Source organism: Hymenobacter lutimineralis (assembly GCF_008271285.1).
Taxonomy (GTDB): Bacteria; Bacteroidota; Bacteroidia; order Cytophagales; family Hymenobacteraceae; genus Hymenobacter; species Hymenobacter lutimineralis.
The window spans coordinates 77,842-97,360 of the sequence record NZ_VTHL01000013.1; the positions used below are offsets into that span (position 1 = coordinate 77,842).

Annotated in this window: 20 protein-coding genes; 10 read left to right on the forward strand and 10 right to left on the reverse strand. The window is 61.8% G+C overall.

All coding sequences use genetic code 11. The annotated features are described in order from the left end of the window. Positions 1-30: 30 nt before the first annotated feature. From FY528_RS13030 to sdaAB, 8 genes are all read right to left on the reverse strand, one after another. Complete coding sequence (locus tag FY528_RS13030) at positions 31-1,734, reverse strand: catalase (RefSeq protein WP_149071456.1); 1,704 nt, start codon at positions 1,732-1,734, stop codon at positions 31-33. Positions 1,735-1,942: 208 nt separating this feature from the next. Continuing rightward, positions 1,943-2,371: an EamA family transporter gene (locus tag FY528_RS13035; RefSeq protein WP_149071457.1), complete on the reverse strand. Its 429-nt coding sequence runs from the start codon at positions 2,369-2,371 to the stop codon at positions 1,943-1,945. A 3-nt stretch (positions 2,372-2,374) separates the two neighbouring features. Then, the gene (locus FY528_RS13040) at positions 2,375-2,779 is read right to left on the reverse strand and encodes a DUF4259 domain-containing protein (protein ID WP_149071458.1); all 405 of its coding nucleotides are present in this window, start codon (positions 2,777-2,779) and stop codon (positions 2,375-2,377) included. A 51-nt stretch (positions 2,780-2,830) separates the two neighbouring features. Beyond that, positions 2,831-3,703, reverse strand: coding sequence for a glycosyltransferase family protein (locus tag FY528_RS13045; RefSeq protein ID WP_149071459.1), 873 nt, complete (start codon positions 3,701-3,703; stop codon positions 2,831-2,833). Positions 3,704-3,776: 73 nt separating this feature from the next. After that, positions 3,777-4,766, reverse strand: a complete 990-nt coding sequence (locus tag FY528_RS13050; protein ID WP_149071460.1) for an NAD(P)H-dependent glycerol-3-phosphate dehydrogenase — start codon at positions 4,764-4,766, stop codon at positions 3,777-3,779. Positions 4,767-4,923: 157 nt separating this feature from the next. Further along, entirely contained in the window at positions 4,924-6,327 is a 1,404-nt protein-coding gene (locus FY528_RS13055) for an efflux RND transporter periplasmic adaptor subunit (protein ID WP_149071461.1), read from the reverse strand. A gap of 104 nt (positions 6,328-6,431) precedes the next feature. Beyond that, positions 6,432-7,943 carry a TolC family protein gene (locus FY528_RS13060; protein ID WP_149071462.1) on the reverse strand — a complete coding sequence of 504 codons (1,512 nt, stop codon included), beginning with the start codon at positions 7,941-7,943 and terminating at the stop codon, positions 6,432-6,434. Between the two features lie 142 nt (positions 7,944-8,085). After that, a complete protein-coding gene (sdaAB, locus tag FY528_RS13065) occupies positions 8,086-8,766 on the reverse strand; it encodes an L-serine ammonia-lyase, iron-sulfur-dependent subunit beta (RefSeq protein WP_149071463.1) in 681 nt (226 codons plus the stop codon). A 183-nt stretch (positions 8,767-8,949) separates the two neighbouring features. Here sdaAB and FY528_RS13070 point away from each other — a divergent pair, with 183 nt between their 5' ends. From FY528_RS13070 to FY528_RS21265, 4 genes are all read left to right on the forward strand, one after another. Beyond that, entirely contained in the window at positions 8,950-9,930 is a 981-nt protein-coding gene (locus FY528_RS13070; protein WP_149071464.1) for a tryptophan 2,3-dioxygenase family protein, read from the forward strand. Between the two features lie 89 nt (positions 9,931-10,019). Continuing rightward, positions 10,020-11,006 carry a tetratricopeptide repeat protein gene (locus tag FY528_RS13075; protein ID WP_149071465.1) on the forward strand — a complete coding sequence of 329 codons (987 nt, stop codon included), beginning with the start codon at positions 10,020-10,022 and terminating at the stop codon, positions 11,004-11,006. A 38-nt stretch (positions 11,007-11,044) separates the two neighbouring features. Next, positions 11,045-11,491 carry a hypothetical protein gene (locus FY528_RS13080; protein ID WP_149071466.1) on the forward strand — a complete coding sequence of 149 codons (447 nt, stop codon included), beginning with the start codon at positions 11,045-11,047 and terminating at the stop codon, positions 11,489-11,491. A gap of 45 nt (positions 11,492-11,536) precedes the next feature. Continuing rightward, positions 11,537-11,677, forward strand: coding sequence for a hypothetical protein (locus FY528_RS21265; RefSeq protein WP_187632115.1), 141 nt, complete (start codon positions 11,537-11,539; stop codon positions 11,675-11,677). A 67-nt stretch (positions 11,678-11,744) separates the two neighbouring features. Here the strand turns inward: FY528_RS21265 and FY528_RS13085 are convergent, their stop codons facing one another. After that, entirely contained in the window at positions 11,745-12,296 is a 552-nt protein-coding gene (locus FY528_RS13085) for a DUF2911 domain-containing protein (RefSeq protein WP_149071467.1), read from the reverse strand. 79 nt (positions 12,297-12,375) lie between these two features. Further along, a complete protein-coding gene (locus FY528_RS13090) occupies positions 12,376-13,674 on the reverse strand; it encodes an MFS transporter (RefSeq protein ID WP_149071468.1) in 1,299 nt (432 codons plus the stop codon). Between the two features lie 343 nt (positions 13,675-14,017). On the opposite strand from FY528_RS13090, the gene FY528_RS13095 reads away from it, so the two are divergent. The 6 genes from FY528_RS13095 to FY528_RS13120 all read left to right on the forward strand — a co-directional run bounded on the left by FY528_RS13095 (position 14,018) and on the right by FY528_RS13120 (position 19,436). Continuing rightward, a complete protein-coding gene (locus tag FY528_RS13095) occupies positions 14,018-14,242 on the forward strand; it encodes a hypothetical protein (RefSeq protein WP_168679745.1) in 225 nt (74 codons plus the stop codon). Between the two features lie 131 nt (positions 14,243-14,373). Next, entirely contained in the window at positions 14,374-15,948 is a 1,575-nt protein-coding gene (locus FY528_RS13100) for an NAD(P)/FAD-dependent oxidoreductase (protein ID WP_149071470.1), read from the forward strand. Between the two features lie 204 nt (positions 15,949-16,152). Continuing rightward, entirely contained in the window at positions 16,153-16,512 is a 360-nt protein-coding gene (locus tag FY528_RS13105; protein ID WP_149071471.1) for a CoA-binding protein, read from the forward strand. A 375-nt stretch (positions 16,513-16,887) separates the two neighbouring features. Beyond that, the gene (locus FY528_RS13110; RefSeq protein ID WP_149071472.1) at positions 16,888-17,469 is read left to right on the forward strand and encodes an RNA polymerase sigma factor; all 582 of its coding nucleotides are present in this window, start codon (positions 16,888-16,890) and stop codon (positions 17,467-17,469) included. After that, positions 17,450-18,277, forward strand: coding sequence for a hypothetical protein (locus FY528_RS13115; RefSeq protein WP_149071473.1), 828 nt, complete (start codon positions 17,450-17,452; stop codon positions 18,275-18,277). The genes FY528_RS13110 and FY528_RS13115 overlap by 20 nt, the downstream gene beginning before the upstream one ends. Before the next feature lie 22 nt (positions 18,278-18,299). Continuing rightward, positions 18,300-19,436, forward strand: a complete 1,137-nt coding sequence (locus FY528_RS13120; RefSeq protein ID WP_149071474.1) for a porin family protein — start codon at positions 18,300-18,302, stop codon at positions 19,434-19,436. The last annotated feature ends 83 nt before the right edge of the window (positions 19,437-19,519 follow it).

Genomic DNA, 19,519 nt, shown 5'->3' on the forward strand with positions numbered 1-19,519 from the left:
TTTTTATGCAGCAAGCTGCTAGGAAATAACTTAGTAAGGCTTGGCTTCGTGGCCCACTTCCTCAGCCTGCTGCGAGGCTTCGCGCTGCTGGCCTTCGTTATACTGATTGCCGCCTTCGTGTTGCTGGCCACCACGGGCAGCTGCCAGGCCCTCGGCGAGGCGCTTGCCCCAGTCCGGGTCGCAGTTGGTGCACAGCTCCACCATCTTGTCGCTCACCTTGCGGTCAGCATCGGCCAGGGCGCCCACCATGTTGTTGATCAGGTCGTCCCGCTCCCAGTCTTCGTGCAGGCGGTACCGTTCGCCGGCCTGCTTGAAGTTGTTCTGGCGGTCGAGGGTCTGGCGCACGACGCGGCCGCTGTACGCAGGCATATGCTCTGGCGCGGTGCGGGGCGCTTCCTTCAGGCCATTGAGCGAGCTGGGCTCGTAGTTGATGTGGTTGTTCTGGCCGGGGGCCGAGTCTACGTGGTAAGCCATCTGGCCGTCGCGCTGGTTGGTGGCCACGTGCTTTTTGGGCGCGTTGATGGGCAGCTGCAGGTAATTGGTGCCCACGCGGTAGCGCTGAGTGTCAGAGTACGAGAAGGTGCGGCCCTGCAACATCTTGTCGTCGGAGAAGTCGAGGCCATCCACCAGCACGCCAGTTCCAAAAGCCGACTGCTCCACCTCGGCGAAGTAGTTTTCGGGGTTGCGGTTGAGCGTCATCTTGCCCACAGGCAGGTGCGGGAACTGATCCTCAGGCCAGATCTTAGTATCATCGAGCGGGTCGAAGTCCAGCTCCGGATGCTCGTCGTCGCTCATGATCTGCACGCGCAGCTCCCACTCGGGGAAGTTGCCGGCCTTGATGTTGTCGAACAGGTCCTGGGTGGCGTGGTTGAAGTTCTTGGCCTGGATGGCCTCCGCTTCCTGGGCCGTCAGGTTTTTGATGCCCTGGAGCGGTTCCCAGTGGTACTTCACCAGGACGGCGTCGCCATCCTGGTTCACCCACTTGTAGGTATTCACGCCCGAGCCTTGCATCTGGCGGTAGTTGGCCGGAATGCCCCAGGGCGAGAACAGGAAGGCCACCATGTGCATGGCCTCTGGGGTGTTGCAGATAAAGTCGAAAATCCGCTCCCCGCTCTGGCGGTTGGTTACCGGGTCGGGCTTCTGAGAGTGAATCAAATCCGGAAACTTCATGGCGTCGCGGATAAAGAACACCTTGAGGTTGTTGCCCACTAAATCCCAGTTGCCATCCTCGGTGTAAAACTTCACCGCGAAGCCGCGCGGGTCGCGCAGGGTTTCGGGGGAGTGGCCGCCGTGGCCCACTGTAGAAAAGCGCACGAATACGGGCGTCTGCTTGCCGGCCGTGTTGAAGAGCTTGGCGCGGGTGTACTTCTCGATTGGCTGGTCCCCTACTTTGCCGTAGGCTTCGAACACGCCGTGGGCGCCCGCGCCGCGGGCGTGCACTACGCGCTCCGGTACCCGCTCCCGGTCGAAGTGACTGATTTTTTCAAGGAATGCATACTGCTCCAGCAGCGCCGGACCGCGGTTGCCGAGGGTGCGCAGGTTCTGGTTATTGGTGAGCGGGTGCCCCTGGCGGGTGGTTAGCGTGCGGGCATTTTCCCCCTCGGCCGTGCGCGGGTCCTGCGAGGAGCCCGTGCCCGTTACGGCCGTGCCGGTGCCATCGGCGGCGGAGTGCTGGGTATGGTTGGAAGTGCCGTTTTGACCGTTTTGCGGTTGATTTTCGTTGGGAGTACTCATTAGCGGGCGTGTGAATGTGGGTTGCAAGTATACCCAGGACCCGCGCAGGTTGTTACTCTAGTGGAGAATTATTCTTATCTAGGCCATAATGCTGTACATAGGGTTTAGCTGATAGATGCTGGTTGCCAGGGTTTAGGTACTGCTTGTTCGTTGTGCGTTGTCGGGCTCAAGTAGTATGCCCACGAACAACGACCAACCAGCAACTAAATCAATGCCCGCGGGCCAGCAGGGCAATACCGCCCACAATGAGCAGCAAACCCAACACCTGCCCCAGGGTGAGCACCTCGCGGGCCACTACCACGCCCAGCACCGCCGTAAGCAGCACTGAGCCCCCCACAATCACGGGCGTGCCCACCGCAGAAGGCACACCCCGGCTAAACACCACGAAGGTGAGAATTTCGGCCAGGCCCACCCCCAGGCCGGCCAATGCCGCCAGCCACAGCCCTTTGCTGGTCACGGGCAGGGGCTGCCCCTGCAGCTTGAGCTTGAGCAGCCACAAGGCCCCCAAGGCGGCGGCCACCAGTTGCAGGACCACGGCCCCCACGGCGGCGGGTACCTGATCGGCGGCCTGCTTGATAAAGAAGTTGTAGAAGGCCAGGCACAGGGCCGTGAGCAGGGCCAGTACGAGCCAGGGCATAGCCTACTCCTGCTCTTCCAGGCGGTCCAAAAGCCCTTGCTGCTCCTGCTTCCAGGCAGCCGCATCGGCGGTTTCCTCCCACAGCTCACGCAGCTCCGACTGCCGGAGCACGGCCTCCACCGCTTCCTGGGCCAGCTCGCGTAAGTCATCACTGTCGCCGGCATCCAGCTGCTTCAGGGCTGGCTGCAAATCGGCGGGAAAAGCTGGGGAGGGCTTCCCGAGAATAGCGGCCACGATTTCGGCGGCCGCCAGCGCCTCACTGGCTACGTCCGCCTCAATGTATTCTTCTTCCTCGGCCGCCGTGGCCAGCGCGGCCAGCAGCAGTGCCTCGTTGGGCTGGTCGCGGAAGTCGGCGGCGAAGTCCGCGGCCGTGTCGTTTTCGAAGTTACGGTGTCCCCAGGAACCCATGTAGTGCTGCAGGTAAAGTGAGTGAAATTGGGTAGCCGCCGGCTAGCGCGGCTACACCAGCTTATAGTTGCGGTACTCGCCCGGGCGGTAGCCGGTGCGCAGCTCCACCCAGTGCTTGAGCCGGTCTTTGAAGCGCTGGCGGTTGCGGCTCATATCATGGTCGTACTGCCAGTTCTGCTTTTGGATGCGCGCCTGCATCACGGCCGGGTGCGTGCCCGTAAAGCGCTGCAGGGAATCTATCTGACTGTAATCAAACGCCGCGGCCGGGGCAATGTGCTCGGCCATCCACTCGTCGGAGTGCCAGAGCTTGTTGAACGTTTCCTGCTTGCGCTGCATGGCCTCGGGGGGCTTTACCCAGCCGTAGTGGTGCACGGTAACGTCCAGCAGCTTTACCCGCAGCTTTTCGTTGTGGTTTTTCCGAAAGCCCTGGGCATCGCGGTAGGAGTACACGCCCCGGCCCGGGCGCACCACCCGAATTTCGCGCCGGTACCAGCGGGCCGCATCCCCTACGTAATCGTAGGAGCCGTAGAAGTGGCGGTAGTGCAGCAGGAGGCCATCCACGTTGGCGGCATCCTTCCAACGCTCCATACCGGCGCGCAGGGCCGCGTAGTCCGCCTCGTGCAGCACCTCGTCGGCCTGCAGGTAGATGGCCCAGTCGGCATCGGCCGGCACGGCGGCCAGGGCTTTGTTGGTTTCCACGGCCAGCACCTGCCCGCCTTCGCGCAGCGTATCGTCCCAGGTGGTTTCGAGCAGGCGGATTTTGGGGGAGTCAATGCTCTGGATCAGCGCCAGCGTATCGTCGCTGGAGTTGCCGACGGCCACCACCACCTCGTCGCAGAGCGGTAGCAGGGAGTGCAGGCTTTCCAGCACCGGATAATCGTAGGTGAGGGCATTGCGCACAAACGTAAAGCCAACGACTTTCATAGGCAGGATAACGGCTTGAGATAACGAGAAGCCAGCGGAACGCTTTCCAGGTGCGCAGCCGCGGCTTTCTCAGCTACTTAAACTTCTCTTTCAGCAGCTCAATCTCTACGGCCGGCGAAATTTTCTCGTAAAGAATGTGGTAGGCGGCCGAGGTAATGGGCATGGGCACCAGCAGTTTCTTGTTCAGCTCGTGGATGCTTTTCACGGCGTAGTAGCCCTCGGCCACCATATTCATCTCCATCTGCGCCGATTTTACGGAGTACCCCCGCCCGATCATGTTGCCGAAGGTACGGTTGCGCGAAAACTGGGAGTAGGCCGTCACCAGCAGGTCGCCAAGGTAGGCGGAGGCCGACAGGTCGCGGGGCTGAGGGTTGAGGGCGTGCACGAAGCGTCGCATTTCCTGCACGGCATTGCTCACCAGCACCGCTTGGAAGTTGTCGCCGTAGCCCAGGCCATGGGCAATGCCGCTGGTAAGCGCAATGATGTTCTTCATCACGGCGCAGTACTCGATGCCGTCGAGGTCGTCCATGGGGTGGGCCTTCACGTAGCGGTTGCGCAGCAGGCGGCAGAAGTCCTCGGCCAGCTCGGGACTAGGTGAGCCGATGGTGAGGTAACTCTGTTTTTCCAGGGCTACTTCCTCGGCGTGGCAGGGGCCGGCCACTACGCCCAGCTGAGCATGCGGCAGCCGGAACCGCTCGGCCACGTAGTCAGTGACCAGGATATTCTTGCCCGGAATCATGCCCTTGATGGCCGTGATAATGCGCTTATGCCGCAGCGTGTCGCGGTCCAGCTTGTCGAGCACATCCTTCACGAAGGCCGCCGGTACGGCCAGCACCAGCCAGTCGGCTTCCTTCACCACGGCGTCCAGGTCGCTGGAGGGAAATATACGCGTCAGGTCGAAGGCCACGGAGGAAAGGTAGCGCCGGTTGTGGCGGGTGCGCTGCAGGTGCTGCACGTCGTCCTTGCTGCGCATCCACCAGCCCACCCGGGCCCCGTTTTCCGACAGTATTTTGGCTAGTGCAGTGGCCCATGAGCCACCGCCAATCATGGCAATCTTTTCCAAGCTGCGGGTTACAGAATCAACGAAGGGATAAAAGGCGGCAGGGTTTTGGCCAGCCGATGGCCGAGTTTAGGCAAAAAAAACGGAAGGCTGGCCCCCGCGCGGGGGCCAGCCTTCCAAACCAGGGCGCCAAAACCAGCCATTCAGGTAGTTAGCGCGGCTAGTCTTCTTTAGGCTCGTCGGCCTTCAGGGCCGCTTTGTTGATGCTCTTGGCATCCTTCACTACAACCAGCTCCCCATCCTTCAGAGTCTTGGAAACCGCGCGGAAAGGGCCGCTGACCACCTCCGTACCTTGGGTGAGGCCGCTGAGGATTTCAATGTTCTGGAAGTCGCTGATGCCGGTTTTCACGGGCGTGAGCACGGCTTTGCCGCCTTTCACCACAAACACTACTTCCTGGACATCGGCCTTGGGAGCCTTGGCCGCCTCAGCCTCGCCCCCACGGCCGCGCCCGATCTTGATGCCTCCTTTATCCTTGTCGCCGCCCTTAGCAAAAGCGCTGTCGGAGCGGGTAGTCACGGCGGCCAGCGGCACCGTCAGCACGTTGCTCTTGCGCTCGGTGATAATGTCGACGGAGGCCGTCATGCCGGGGCGGAAGGGCACCAGGGTGCGGCCGTTTACCGTGCGCTGCAAGTGCCGGTACGACTCGGGCAGCAGGCGGATGCGCACTTCAAATTCCGTTACCGCTTCGGCCGTGAGAGCATCCTTGGCCGTGTTGGCAATGCTGGTGACCAGGCCCCGGAACTTCTCATCCTTGCTGGCATAGGCATCCACCTCGACTTCTACCGAGTCGCCGAGGTTGACGTTGGTTACGTCGTTTTCGTTCACGTTCACGCGCACCTCCATGGAGTTGAGGTTGGCGATACGCATAATCTCAGTGCCGGCCATCTGCGAGGTACCTACTACCCGCTCCCCGCGCTCCACGTTCAGTTTGCTGACGGTGCCACTCACGGGCGCGTAAATGGTGGTCTTATCGAGGTTGCGGCGGGCTTCGTCGAGGCTGGCCTGGGCGCTGCGCACCTGGCTCTGGGCGGCCCGAATGCTCTGGCGGGCCGAGTTGACTTCTTCCTGGGAGGCATCGTAGGCGGCCTTGCTGGCTTCAAAATCAGCCTGCGAAATCACCTTCTGCTTGAAGAGCGAGGCGTTCCGCCGGTACGTCAGCTCGGTTTGCTTGGCATTGGCCAGCAACTGCTGCAGACGGGCCTGGCTCTGGCCCACGTTGGCGCGCTGAGTGCCGACCACCGCGTTCTGCTGATTTACCATGGCCTGGTAGTTGTCGGGCCGGATGCGCAGCAGCAGCTGTCCCTTCTTGACGGAGTCGCCTTCCTGCACGTACAGCTCGGTGATTTCCCCCGATACGTCGGGCGAAATTTTCACTTCCGTCTCCGGCTGCACTTTCCCGGAGGCACTTACTTTCTCGACAATCGTTGCGGGCTGGGCCTTGGCCGAAATAACTTCTGTGCCGACGGGGCTACCAATCCAGCCTTGTTTCTTGGCCAGAATAAATCCACCCACCAGCAGCAGCAATACGGCAATGAGAATGTACAGCGTGCGGTTATTTTTCATAGGTAAAAACTTAGGAACTTAGGGCTCAGGGACGTAGTTGCTGCTGGCTAAAACCACCAGGTGCTTTTTCGGGGCGGCCGCGCGGGCCGGGGCTGTTGCACGCCTTACAGGCTGATGGGGCGGCCCTGGTAGAAGTCAAGCACTTTGCGACGGAAGATGAACTCGTACTTGGCCTGAATCATGCTCGACTCGGCCGCCGTCAGGTTGTTTTTCGAGATGTTGAACTCCGTGCCGTTGAGCAGGCCGTTGTTGAAGCGGATTTCGGCGTTGCGGTACGCCGTGGTCAGGGCATCTACCTGCCGCTTGGCGGCCACGTACCGGCGCTGGGCGGCCCGGGCATCGGCGTAGGCCTGCTGAATGTTCTGGCGCAGCGTCAGACGAGTCTGGTCGGCCCGGGCCTGGGCCTGCTGCACGCCAATCTGGGCGCGCTGCAGGTTGGTGCGCGCCTGCAGGCCATTCAGGATGGGCACGCTCAGGTTGAACTGCAGCTGCTTACCGAAGTTGTCTTTGATCTGGTTGGAGAAGGCCGTGGGCTTCACGTCGAAGCGCGGCTGGGCCACCCCCGTCACGTACTGGGTAGGGACGGGCGGCGTGGTGGGCGTGGCGGGGTTGTAGATGAAGACCGGCGCGTAGCTGAAGTCGACTTCGCCGGTGGGAATAAACGAGGAGCGGGCCGAGGAATACCCCGTGAACAAGCCTGCCCCGAAGGTCAGGCGCGGGTAGTAGGCGCCCCGGGCCACATCCACGCCGAAGCTGCTGGCCCGCACGCGCTGGTCGGCGGCTTTCACTTCGGGCAGCAGGCTTTCGGCCGTCTGGTAAGTTTCGTTCAGATCCAGGCTCAGTTCTGCCTCGTCGTCGGGGTCGGGCAGGGCGGGCACGTCAATCTGGAAGGCCGTAGCCTCGGCCCCGCTCAGATTCAGCAGCTGAATCAGCTGCAGGCGGGCAATATCGCGCTGGTTTTCGGCCGTGATAACGTTGGTTTGGTCGGAGGCCTGCTGGGCCTGGGCGTCGAGCAGGTTGCTCTCGGCGACGGAGCCGGCCCGGAGCAGCTTGCGGGCCCGCTCCACCTGCTGCTCGGCCGAGTTCACCCGCAGCTGGTTGGCGCGCACCAGCTCCTCGGCCAGCACCAACTGCAGGTACTGCGAGGCCACGTTCAGGGCTAGGTCGTTGCGGGCCTTGTCCACGTCGTTGCGGCCGGCTTCTACGTTCAGCACGTTCTGCTTGATGGTATTGCGCAGCTGAAAGCCCGAAAAGAGCGTAACCTGCGAGGATACCGAGAAATTGTTGGAGCGGATGGTCTGCGTAATGAACTCGTTGGTGAGCGGGTCGGTGCTGGTACCAAAGTTCCAGGACTGGGAGCCGTTCACGTTGGCGTTGGGCAGCAGCGCGGCTCGGCTCTGGCGGAGGTTCGCCTCGTTTACGTCGGCCGAGAACTGCGTCAGGCGCACGTTCAGGTTGTTTTGCAGGGCGTAGTCGATGGCGCGCTGCAGCGTCCAGCCGCCCCCGGCCGTGGCGGGCAGCGTGCCGGCGGGGGGCTGGGTGGGCGACGTTGTTTGAGCCAGGGCGGGCGGCGTAAGCAGGCTGGTGCCCAGCAGCAGCCGATACAAGTGTTTCATAGCAGGTAAAGAAAATCAGCGGAAGAGGGGCGGCGGGCAGTCAGGTGGCCAGCGGCCACGCAAGGTAGGGGCCGGCAGCCGGGGGCGGAGCCGGAATCAACCAACACCGGCATACAAGCCGTGAACTAGCCCGCTGGTGCACTTAGTCGATGTTTGGAATGTAGGTAACGCGCTGCACCCAGCTCAACTGGCGCAGGTATTCAAGGGTAATATCCTTCAGGCCCGAGTCGGTTTCGATAAACTGCCGGGCCAGCTCGTGCTTGCCCTTGCGGCTCACAAACATGGTGGCAATGTTGCAGTCGTCGTGGGCAATAACGGAGGCAATGAAGGCAATGGAGCCGGGCACGTCGGCCGCGTCGATAATGAGCGTGTGCAGGGAAGCGGAGAAATCGGCCGGAAACCCATCTACTTCCACAATGCGAATGACGCCCCCGCCCCGGCTCTGCCCCACCACTTCCACGGCGTGGCCGGTGCGCTCATCACGCAGCTGCAGCTTGATGGTGTTGGGGTGCATGGTGGAGGCGTTGCCCACGCTCTGAAACGTGTACTGCAGGCCCGCGGCGCGGGCGTGGTCGAAGGCCTCGCGAATGCGCACGTCGTCGGTGGCGTAGCCCAGCAGACCCGCCACGATGGCGCGGTCGGAGCCGTGGCCTTCGTAGGTGCGGGCAAAGGAGTTGTAGAACGTGATGGTGGCGTGCGTGGGCAGGGAGCCCAGAATGCGGATGGCGGCACTGGCAATGCGCACCACGCCCGCCGTATGCGAGGAGCTGGGGCCAATCATAACGGGCCCGATCATATCGAAAATGCTGCTTTTCTCTGCCATAGCGCGCCGTTATTCTGCGGATGCCTGCCAAAAGTAGAGGATTCGGGCGGGAATTCAACTTGCCAAAGTACCAGCATTTCCAGCCAGGACCACTCTTCGGCCTTAGGCCAAGCCCGGCCGTGGGGGTTTGCGGGGGTTTTTCGTTCTTTGCGCCCGTTCACCCGCCGCCTTACCCGCCTGCCCATGCTCTCCCCTATTCCCTCCGACGAGTTTGCTCCCGCCGTGCTGGAGCAGCTGCGCCGCCTGCAGCAGAAATACGCCGCCGATGGCCAGGACCTGGCGGGCTACCTCGAAGGTCTATACTACGCCGACTACGTCAACTACTGGGACTACATTGAGCTGGACACGCTGCTGAGCTTGCAACGCCCCCTCACCCAGATTCCCGATGAGCGGATTTTTATCATCTACCACCAGATTACCGAACTGTACTTCAAGCTGTGCCTGTGCGAGTACGAACAAATCGGCGACCTGCAGCAGCCCACGCTGCAGGAGGTGGTGCTGCGTGTGGGCCGTATCAACCGCTACTTCGAGAACCTGATTGACTCGTTCGACGTGATGGTGGACGGTATGGACAAGCAGCAGTTTCTGCAGTTCCGGATGAGCCTGATGCCGGCGTCGGGCTTCCAGAGCGTGCAGTACCGCATGATTGAGCTGGCCTCTACTTCCCTCTTCTACCTGGCCGACAAGGAAAAGCGCCGCCTGCTGGGCGAGGCCGCCGCCCACGACGAGCTGCTGGGCTGCATCTACTGGAAGGCCGGTGCCACCATTGAAGAAAGCGGGGCCAAGGCCCTTACGCTCATTCAGTTCGAAGAAAAATACACCGATACCCTGCACCAGCACGCCCGCCGCTTTGCCGAGCGCAACGTGTGGAGCGTGGTGCAGCGCCTGCCAGCCGCAGACCAGCAGCACCCACGCCTGCTGCGCGCCCTGCGCCAGCTAGACGTGAGCGTGAACGTGAACTGGCCGCTGATGCACTACAAGTCGGCGGTGCGCTACCTGGAGCGCGACCCCACGGCCATTGCCGCCACCGGCGGCACCAACTGGAAGAAGTACCTGCCTCCCAAGTTCCAGAAGCGCATCTTCTATCCCGCCATCTGGAGCGAGCAGGAGTTGGAGGACTGGGGCAAAGGCTGGGTGGAAAGCGTGCTAGGCGAGCAGGGGTAGCTGGTTAGTTGCTGGTTGTTCGTTGGTTTTTAGTTGTTAGCTGTCATCCTGAATGGGGTAGTAGGTATCAGCGTTTTAAATATCTACCTGTGAAGCTGCTGCTGCTGTTTCTGTTGCTACCAAGCCTAACGCTGGCCCAGGCCAGGCGCCAACCTACCCCGGCACAATTATCCCGGCCAGCGGGCACCATCAACGAGCAGCCCCGTTTTGGTGGTCAGCCAAAAACTGCGGCGCAGTTGGCCTCCGATGCGGAGTTTATTCAGGATGCGGTGCGCCGCAGCAACAGGAGCGCGCGTGAAACGGCCCTGCTGTACGTTCGTTTTGGCTGGAGCTATCTAAAAGCTGATAATCCTATTACAGCAATTAAACGCTTCAACCAGGCCTGGCTACTGGATTCTACGCTGGCCGATGTGTACTACGGGTTCAGTGCCTTTTTGCAGCACCAACAGCGAAAAGCCGAGGCAGATCAGTACCTAAGAATGGGCCAGCGGCACGACGTGGACAACGAAAGCCTTGTCCGTTACTACAGTAACTTGGCCTACGGGCACGCTCAGCGCCGGGAGTATGCCGAGGCCATTGCCACCAATGAGAAAATTCTCGTCCTTGATGCCAACAATGCCTATGCCTACGCTTGGTCGGGGCGGTGGTATATGCAGCAGGACACGGCCAAAGCCCGCGCCTACCTCACCCGCGCCGTGCAGCTCGACCCGCAGGACACAACTTCTTTCCTGAACCGGGGCTGGCTTGCCTTCGGCCAGAAGCGCTACCCCGCCGCCATTGCCGACTACTCGGAGGCCATCCGACTAAACCCACGCTATATCAGCGCCTATGCCAACCGGGCCCTGGCCTACACCGAGCAGCAAAACTATGCCGCCGCAATAGCCGACTGGCAATCCTGCCTGCAGCTGGTACCACCGCGCGACAAAGCACCGCTGTTTGGCACTATCGGCGAGCTTCAACTAAAAATGAATGATAAACCCGGAGCTTGTGAAAACCTCCGCCTGGCGCTGCAATGGGGCCTGGAGCCACCAACAGAAAAGCAGGTGCGCAAGCTTGTAAAGGAGAACTGTCGCTAATCCTTACTCAAAAAATCAGTCACGCTTTCCTTCCCGTTATGCGCGTTGCTCTGTCCCTCATTCTCCTGAGTACGGCCCTCACCTGCCAGGCCCAGAAAGTGGCTACGCTTACCACCCGCCTCACGGCCCGGTTTGGCTTCCCGGATGGGGCCACCAGTGAACTGATGGTGCAGGTGCTGCACGTGGAAAAGCACCAACTGGAAATCAACGACCCGCGGCTGGCCGGGCGGGTTTTTCACCTCAAGTCCCAGGAGTTTCGCGACGGTGTGGCGCAGCCGGAGCAGGATCTGCTGGGCCAGAACCGGGACCGGCTCCGCCTTGATGCCAAGGGCCACTTTGCGTGCAACGTGTACGCGCGGCCGGCTACGGATGCCCGCCTGGAGGTGAAATTCTTTTTCCCGACCATGGGCAAGGAACAGCAGTTCGCGCCTCTGCCCTCGGCCAAAGCCACCGACTACAGCCTGCGCACCGATATCCTCGCCTAGGAAAAAAACCAGGCGCGCATTCCGGCAGGCCGCCGTTTTCCGGTTATGGTATACACGCTCCCTTACCAGAAAGACGGATTTCTGTACTACTGCGACCTGACCCAGAGCAAGGTTCCGCCCGCGCTATGGTTCCAGAAATTCGGGGTCCGGCACTTCGTGGTGTATACCTTGGCTTTGGAGGAATAAAAAAGCCGGGCCGTTCCCCCACGAGGAACGGCCCGGCCTGGCATGAGCAGGGTCGTGCGGCGGGCGGCTACTTTGCCGGCTTTACTGTAAACGCTACCTGCGCTTTTTCCCACAGCAGCGTCACTTTGCCGGACTTATCTACCTGGAACGTGAGCTGCTCGGTGGCGTTAGCGGCCGTTTTGGCGGGCACCTGCACGCGCAAGGCGTCCTGCTCCTCTTTGTATTCGTAGGCGCCCCACTGGTTGGCTACTTTGTTGAAGATGAGGGTCCACGCCTGCTCGCCGGGAATGGAAAACAGCGCGTACTTGCCGGCGGGCAGGGCCTTGCCTTCTACCAGCACGTTTTTATCGACGGTGAACGTGGTAGCCTCGTTGGCCCCGGTGCGCCATACCTGGCCCAGCGGCACCAGCCCGCCAAATACTTTGCGGCCCTTCACTGATGGGCGGCTGTAGTCGATGGTGATGGTGCCGGCCGGCGTTTTGGCCGTAGCCGTGGCGGGCGGGCTCGGACGCTTGGACTTGTCTTCGGGCATTTTTTCCTGGGCCAGGCTACCGAAGGAAAGCAACAGGCAAGCCAGCCAGAGGGTAGACAAGAGGCCGAAGCGGAGGAGGTTTTTCATAGCAAAACGGGTTTTTGTAAAACAGAATGGCGAAAAGATACAGGATGTTTCGCGGGGTTGCACTGGCCGGGCCCTAGCCTCAGGCATCGGCAGTCATGCGCGAGGTGGCCTGGGTGTCGGGCATACGCCAGTAAACCAGCAGGGAAATAGCGGCGCAGGCCGTTACGTACCAGTAGTACAACGATTCTACGCCCTGCTGCTTGGCTAGCAGGGCCGCGTATTCGGCCGTGCCCCCGAACACCGCCACCGTGAGGGCATAGGGCAGCCCCACGCCCAGGGCCCGGATTTCCGTCGGAAACAGCTCGGCCTTCACTACCGCATTGATGGAGGTGTACCCACTCACGATGCATAAGGCCAGCACCAGCAGCCCGAAGGCCACACCTACGCTGCCGGCGCGCCCCAGGGCCGTGAGCAGCGGCACCGTGCCCAGCGTGGCGCCCACCCCAAAAAACAGCAGCACCGGCCGCCGCCCCACCCTATCCGACACGGCCCCCATCAGGGGCTGCAGCCCCAACGCCACGGCCAGCGCCCCAAAGGACACCAGCGTGGCCTGGGCCTTGCTGAAACCGGCCGTATTCACCAGAAACTTCTGCGCGTAGGTGGTAAAGGTGTAAAACGCCAGCGTGCCGCCCAGGGTAAGGCCCACCACCGTCAGGATTTCGCGGGGGTGGCGGAGCAATAGCGCCAGCTTGCTGAGTTTGGCGTCCGGAGTAGCCTCCTGTTGCACAAAATCGGTGGTTTCGGCCATGTTGCGGCGCAGATACAGCGCCGACACCGCCGCGGCCGCGCCCAGCACAAACGGCACGCGCCAGCCCCAGCTGGCCAGCTCGGCGGGCGTGAGCAGGGCCTGCAAAGCCAGCTGCACCAGCAGGGCCAGCAGCTGCCCGGCCAGCAACGTCACGTACTGGAAGGAGGAGAAAAAGCCCCGATGCCGGGCCCCGGCCATTTCGCTCAGGTAGGTGGCCGAGGTGCCGTATTCGCCGCCCACGCTCAGCCCCTGCAGCAGGCGGGCCAGCACCAGCAGCACCGGGGCCGCTACCCCAATCTGCGCGTAGCCGGGCGTGAGGGCAATGAGCAGGGAGCCCCCGCACATGAGCAGCACGGAGAGCAGCAGGGCAGCTTTGCGGCCGTGACGGTCGGCGTACACGCCCAGCAGCCAGCCCCCGAGGGGGCGCATCAGAAAGCCCACGGCGAAGATAGCGGCCGTATTCAGGAGCTGGGCCGTTTGGTTGCCGGCCGGGAAAAACGCTGGGGCAAAGTACAAGGCAAAAGCCGAGTACACGTACCAGTCGTACCATTCCACCAAGTTGCCGATAGAGCCGCTCACGATGGAGCGCAGACGGGCTGAAAACGGCGCAGCAGCAGCAACAGGCGGCATAGAATATCCAGTAGGTGAAAGCAGGCAAGGTAAGAAGCCGCGGCGTTTCCTGCGCGTAGCACTACTCCCGGCGGCTGGTTTTAAGCCGGAGCCAGGGGGATATTTTGCCGGCCGATGGAGCCCCTCATACAGCCCAGCCCGGAAGCCACTCAACCTCAACAGCCTTATTATCGTTCTACTATATATTGAACCATTCTGGTATCCTGGCCCGTTGTGGAGCTTGCGTATACCTCTTTTCCCGATTTCTCACTGTATGGAACAGCCGCATAACCAACGGCTCAACGCCCGTTTGGAACAATCATTTAAAGAAGCGGATAAGGCTCGCGAAGAGCTTACTGACTCCATGGCTAATTCCGTGGCCACCAACTGCGACCTGCTGCACCACGGCCTGGTAAGTGCCCGGGGCCTGGAGGTAACGACGGAAATGTACCGGCATATGCTGGGGCAGCTGCTGCGCCATCCTTCCGGCGAAGTGCGGGCCCACGTGCTGCACACCTTCAACACGTCGATGGAGCAGTTCTGGCCCAGAAAGCAGAACATTCACCACGAACCGGTAGCCAAGTCGTAGCCGCTCCACATTCCGCCAACAACCCCAGCCGCCGGTGCCGCTGGGGTTGTTGGCGTATAGAGCCCCGGGCTTTTCGTAAGTTTGCGGCTCGTTTTACCTGGTTTGAAGGCTAACTCCCTTTCACCCCTCCCATGACTACTCCCCAAGAAGTTGAGGTGCTGCTGCCCGCCGAGGTAGCCTACCACGAATACGCCCGCTACCGCGCGTTGCTGCAGGCCGCGGGCCTCCAGCCCGGCGAGGCCGACTTTGTGCACCTGCGCAAACGCTCGATTGACGCGCGCGGCCGGCAGCCCCTGGTGCGCCTGCGCGCCGCCATCTACCCCGGCCCGCCGCCCGCCGACCTGTTTGGTCCCTGGTTTACCTACCCCGATGTCAGCCGGGCCCGGCGCTCTGTGCTGATTGTGGGCGCCGGCCCGGCCGGATTGTTTGCGGCCCTGCGCTGCATCGAGCTAGGCCTGAAGCCGGTAGTGCTGGAGCGCGGCAAGGATGTGCGCACCCGCCGCCGCGATTTGGCGGCCCTCAACAAAGACCACATCGTGAACCCCGACTCCAACTACTGCTTTGGAGAAGGTGGAGCCGGCACTTACTCCGATGGCAAGCTCTACACCCGCTCTACCAAGCGTGGGGACGTGCAGCGGATTCTGCGCCTGCTGGTACAGCACGGCGCCACCCCCGATATTCTCGTCGATGCCCACCCCCACATTGGCACCAACAAGCTCCCGTCCGTTGTAGCGGCCCTGCGCGACTCCGTGCTGGCGGCGGGCGGCGAGGTGCGCTTTGATACGCGGGTAGATGATCTGGTACTGGCCGAAAACCACCTGCGGGGAGTAATTACGGCGGCTGGGGAGGAACTCACGGCCGACGCGGTGATTCTGGCCACCGGCCATTCGGCCCGCGACATTTACGAGCTGCTGCACCGCCGGGGCGTGCTCATTGAAGCCAAGCCTTTTGCCCTGGGCGTGCGGGTCGAGCATCCGCAGCAGCTCATCGACCAGGCCCAGTACCGGATGCGGGAGCGGGGTCCGCTGCCCGCGGCCTCCTACGCCCTGGTTCATCAAACCCAGTGGCAGGGTCGGCAGCGGGGCGTGTTTTCCTTCTGCATGTGCCCGGGCGGCTTTATCGTGCCCGCCGCCACCGCGCCCGGCGAGGTCGTCGTGAATGGCATGAGCCCCAGCCGCCGCGACTCGCGCTTTGCCAACTCGGGCATCGTCACGGCTATTGAGCTGGAGGATATGGACCTGCGGCAGCACGGGGCCCTGGCTGGGTTGCGCCTGCAGCAGCAGATTGAGCAGCAGGCCTGCCAGGTGGCCGGCAACACTCAGCTGGCTCCGGCCCAGCTGCTGGGCGACTTCCTGAAGAAGAAATCCTCCGGGGCCCTCCTGGAAACGTCCTATCAGCCCGGCCTGGTTTCGGTGCCTATGGACGAGGTGCTGGGCGCTGGGCTGTCGGAGCGGCTGCGGCAGGGCTTCCGCAACTTCGGCCAGAAGATTCCGGGCTACGCCACCAACGCCGCTCAAATTGTGGGCGTGGAAAGCCGCACCTCCTCCCCCGTGCGCATTCCCCGCGACCGGGACACGCTCCAGCACCCGGAGGTGCACGGCCTATTCCCCTGTGGGGAGGGTGCCGGCTACGCGGGCGGCATCGTGTCGGCCGCCATGGATGGAGAACGGTGCGCGGAAGCCGCTTTTGCCGCTGTTAGCTGTTAGCTGTTAGCTGTTAGCTGTTAGCTGTTAGCTGTTAGCTGTTAGCTGTTAGCTGTGTTAACGGCGGCCTTGGGCGGGAGTTCTGCGTATTACGACTAGTTTTCCTCAACAGAGCCCAAATCAACAAAACCTGCCCGAGTAGTTTTTCTAATTCCCCCATAGCGCTAACAGCCAACAGCTAGTAGCTGATAGCTAAAAACCGCAAGTATGAAAAAGACCCTTGTTCTTGGCGCCAGCGACAATCCGGCCCGCTATTCCTACCGGGCCGTGCACCAGCTTAAAAGCCACGGCCACGAAGTTGTGCCGGTTGGCATTCGGAAAGGTCAGGTGGCCGGCCTGCCCATCGAAACCGAGCGGCCCGCTGCCGCCGATGTAGACACCGTGACTTTGTACGTAGGCCCGCAAAACCAGCCCGCCTGGTACGATTACATCCTGGACTTGCAGCCCAAGCGCATTATTTTCAACCCGGGCACTGAGAACCCCGAGCTGGAGCGCCTGGCCCGCCAGCACGGCATCGAGACCGAAGAAGCCTGCACGCTCGTGATGCTCAGCGTAGGCCAGTACTAGTTTTAATGTGCTGCGCTGCGCTAATGTGGGTCGCTCCGCTAATGTGAAAAATGTGCTGATGTGGTTTTTTAATGGGGAGAATGGATTGAGGTTGCTTTGTTCCGGGTGACTTCGCCTGTTTATTCTCGTAACAGGCCTTTTTCCAGAAAGCCCTTTCCTGTTAGGTACAGGGAAGGGCTTTTTTGACATAAAGGAGGTCTGGCTTTGCCCGGGACATATGACCACGCTTTCCTTCCTAGCACCCTCTCCCACCAGCCCATTCTCCACATTAGCGAAGCGAAGCACATTAATTTTACCTGGTCAGGCAACGGTCCGCTACGGCTTCGCATCTACCCTGCCAAACGCCCGCTATTTGCTCCAAAACTCTACTACGCTGTGACCGAGGTTGAACTCATAACCGCTTGCCGCCAAGGCAGCAGCCGCGCCCAGAAACTGCTCTACGAGCGGTTTGCGGGGTTGATGCTGGGCGTGTGCCTGCGGTACCTGCGTCAGCGCGACGACGCCGAGGAGGTAATGCTCATGGGCTTTGTGAAAGTGTTCCGGGCCCTGGAGCAGTACCGCCACGAAGGCTCGTTTGAAGGCTGGATTCGCCGCATCATGGTAAACGAGGCCCTGGGGCAGCTGCGCCGCAAGGAGCCCCTGCACCTGGCCATCGACGACCTGACCTACGACGTGCCGGCCACCGCGGCCGAAGCCGAAAGTCAGCTGAATGCCGATGACCTGATGGCCTTGCTAGCCGAGCTGCCGGCCGGCTACCGCACCGTGTTCAACCTCTACGCGCTGGAGGGCTACACCCACCCCGAAATTGCCGAGCTGCTGGGCATTTCGGAGGGCACCAGCAAGTCGCAGCTGAGTAAGGCGCGCGCCATGTTGCAGCGCCGCATTGCCGCCGCCAATACGGTAGCGGTATCCTCCTCCACCCAACCGAAAGAACTGTATGCAACCGGAAGATATTGATAAGCTGTTTCGGCAGCGCCTGCAGGGCCACGCGCCCACGCCGCCTGCCGACCTCTGGAGCCGCTTGGAAGCGGAGCTGCAGCCCGAGCAGAAAAAGCGCCCGGTGATGTGGCTATACTCCATGGCTGCCGCTATTGCCCTGCTGCTAATGGTGGGCGCGGGCTGGCTGCTGCGCGGCCCCCAGGGCCCAGCCACGGGCGCTGAGGGCACCCTGGCCGCCAACACTACTCCGGCCGCCAGACCGGCCACAAAAGTAGACGCAGACCAGCAGGAGCCGCAGATTTCCCAAGAAAAAATAATTGCCCAGGCAACGCCCTCCGCAACCCCTGCATCTACCACTCCAGAAGCGCAGAAAGCCCCCGCAGACCGGCCTACTGCTTCAACCCGCCTGGTCGCCTCGGCAACCAAATCCCCCCACCCCAGCCACTCCGTGGCCCCTAACACCTCCGCTATTTCTGCTCCGGCCGTGGCCGTAGCGAGCCGGCCCGATACGCAACCGGAGCGTTATCAGTCGGCCCCTGCTACGCCAGCTCCCGAGCAAACCCTCATTGCCTCGGCAACGCCTTCCCCCACTACGGCCGCTCCGGTCGGCCCGATTGAGGTGGAAGTACACCGCCAGGCAGAAACGCCGGTGGCCCTTGCGGCCGCCGCCCCCGACCGTCGGCCGCGGCTGGGAGGCATTCTCCGGCAAGTGCGCAACGCCGTGCGTGGCGACCAGGTGAGCCTGGTCGATGCCGGCCTGCCGGAAACCCTGACGGTGCAAGCCCGCGTGGCGGGGCGCACCCTCTCCAAAACAATTCAACTCTAACAGTTTCTTTTTCTTTTCAGCTATGAAACGCTTTTCTGCTCTGCTGGCTTTCCTGTTGCTGGCGGTGCTGGCGCCCGGCCGCTCCCTGGCCGCTTCTTCTGCCCCCGTCAACGATGATACCATCATGGTAAAGCTGCCTAACCAGGCCACCATGACCCTTTATGTGAAAAATAAAGAGCAGCTGCGCCAGATGCGCACCTACAAGCTCGACTCCCTGATGCTGCTGCTCGATGCCTACATCACCCAGGCCGAGGCAGCGGGGCAGAACTCGAAGACCGACCAAGTGACCCTGGAATTCTACCCCGCCAAGGAGCGCCCCGGCACCAATGCCCCCGAGCAGATTCGGGTGACAGTGCGCAGCCAGGACGGCAAAGGCAACGCTAAAACCGACCGGGTGGACGTGATGCTGGGCAAAATGGGCGTGACGGTAAAGGACTCCGACAATGACGATGGCGTGTCGGTGCACATCGGTCGCTCGGTCTCGGAAGACTCCATCCGCAACGTGGAGCGGCGGGCCCGCCAGGAAGAAAAGCGCAACCGCCGCGTGCACCAGGACTTCAGCCTGGACCTGGGCCTGAACACCCTCGTAAACCGGCCCACACTGGTGGGCGGCGAAAACTTCGACCTGCGCCCGGTTGGTTCCCGCTACGTAAGCCTGAACTGGCACTACGATATCCGGGTAGGTGCCAAAGCCTCGCCCCTGCACCTGGTTACCGGCCCGGAGCTGGCCTTCAACAACTACATGCTCGATAAGAACTTCCGCTTCCTGGACGTAAACGGGGTGACTACACCGACGAAAGAGCCCACGCTGAGTTTGGAGAAAAGCAAGCTGGCCGTGACCACCCTGAACCTGCCCCTGATGGCCGTCCTCGACTTCGACGATGATAAAGGGCGGAATGCCTTCCGCATCGGCGCGGGTGGGTTTGTGGGCTACCGCCTGGGCGCCCACACCAAGCTGAAGTACGAAAGCGAAGGGCGCACCCGCAAAGACAAGGACCGCGGCAGCTACAACCTCGAAGATTTTCAGTACGGCGTGCAGGGCACCATCGGCATCCGCAACATCGACCTGTTCGTGAAATACAACCTGAACGACACCTTCAAGGCCAACCGCGGCCCCCAGGGCCAGACGCTGAGCTTCGGTATCTCCCTGCTCGAATAACTCACAGCCCTGACCACATACTCCTGGTCAATTACCAATAGCAAAAGCCGTTCGGGTAGCAATAAGACCCCGAACGGCTTTTT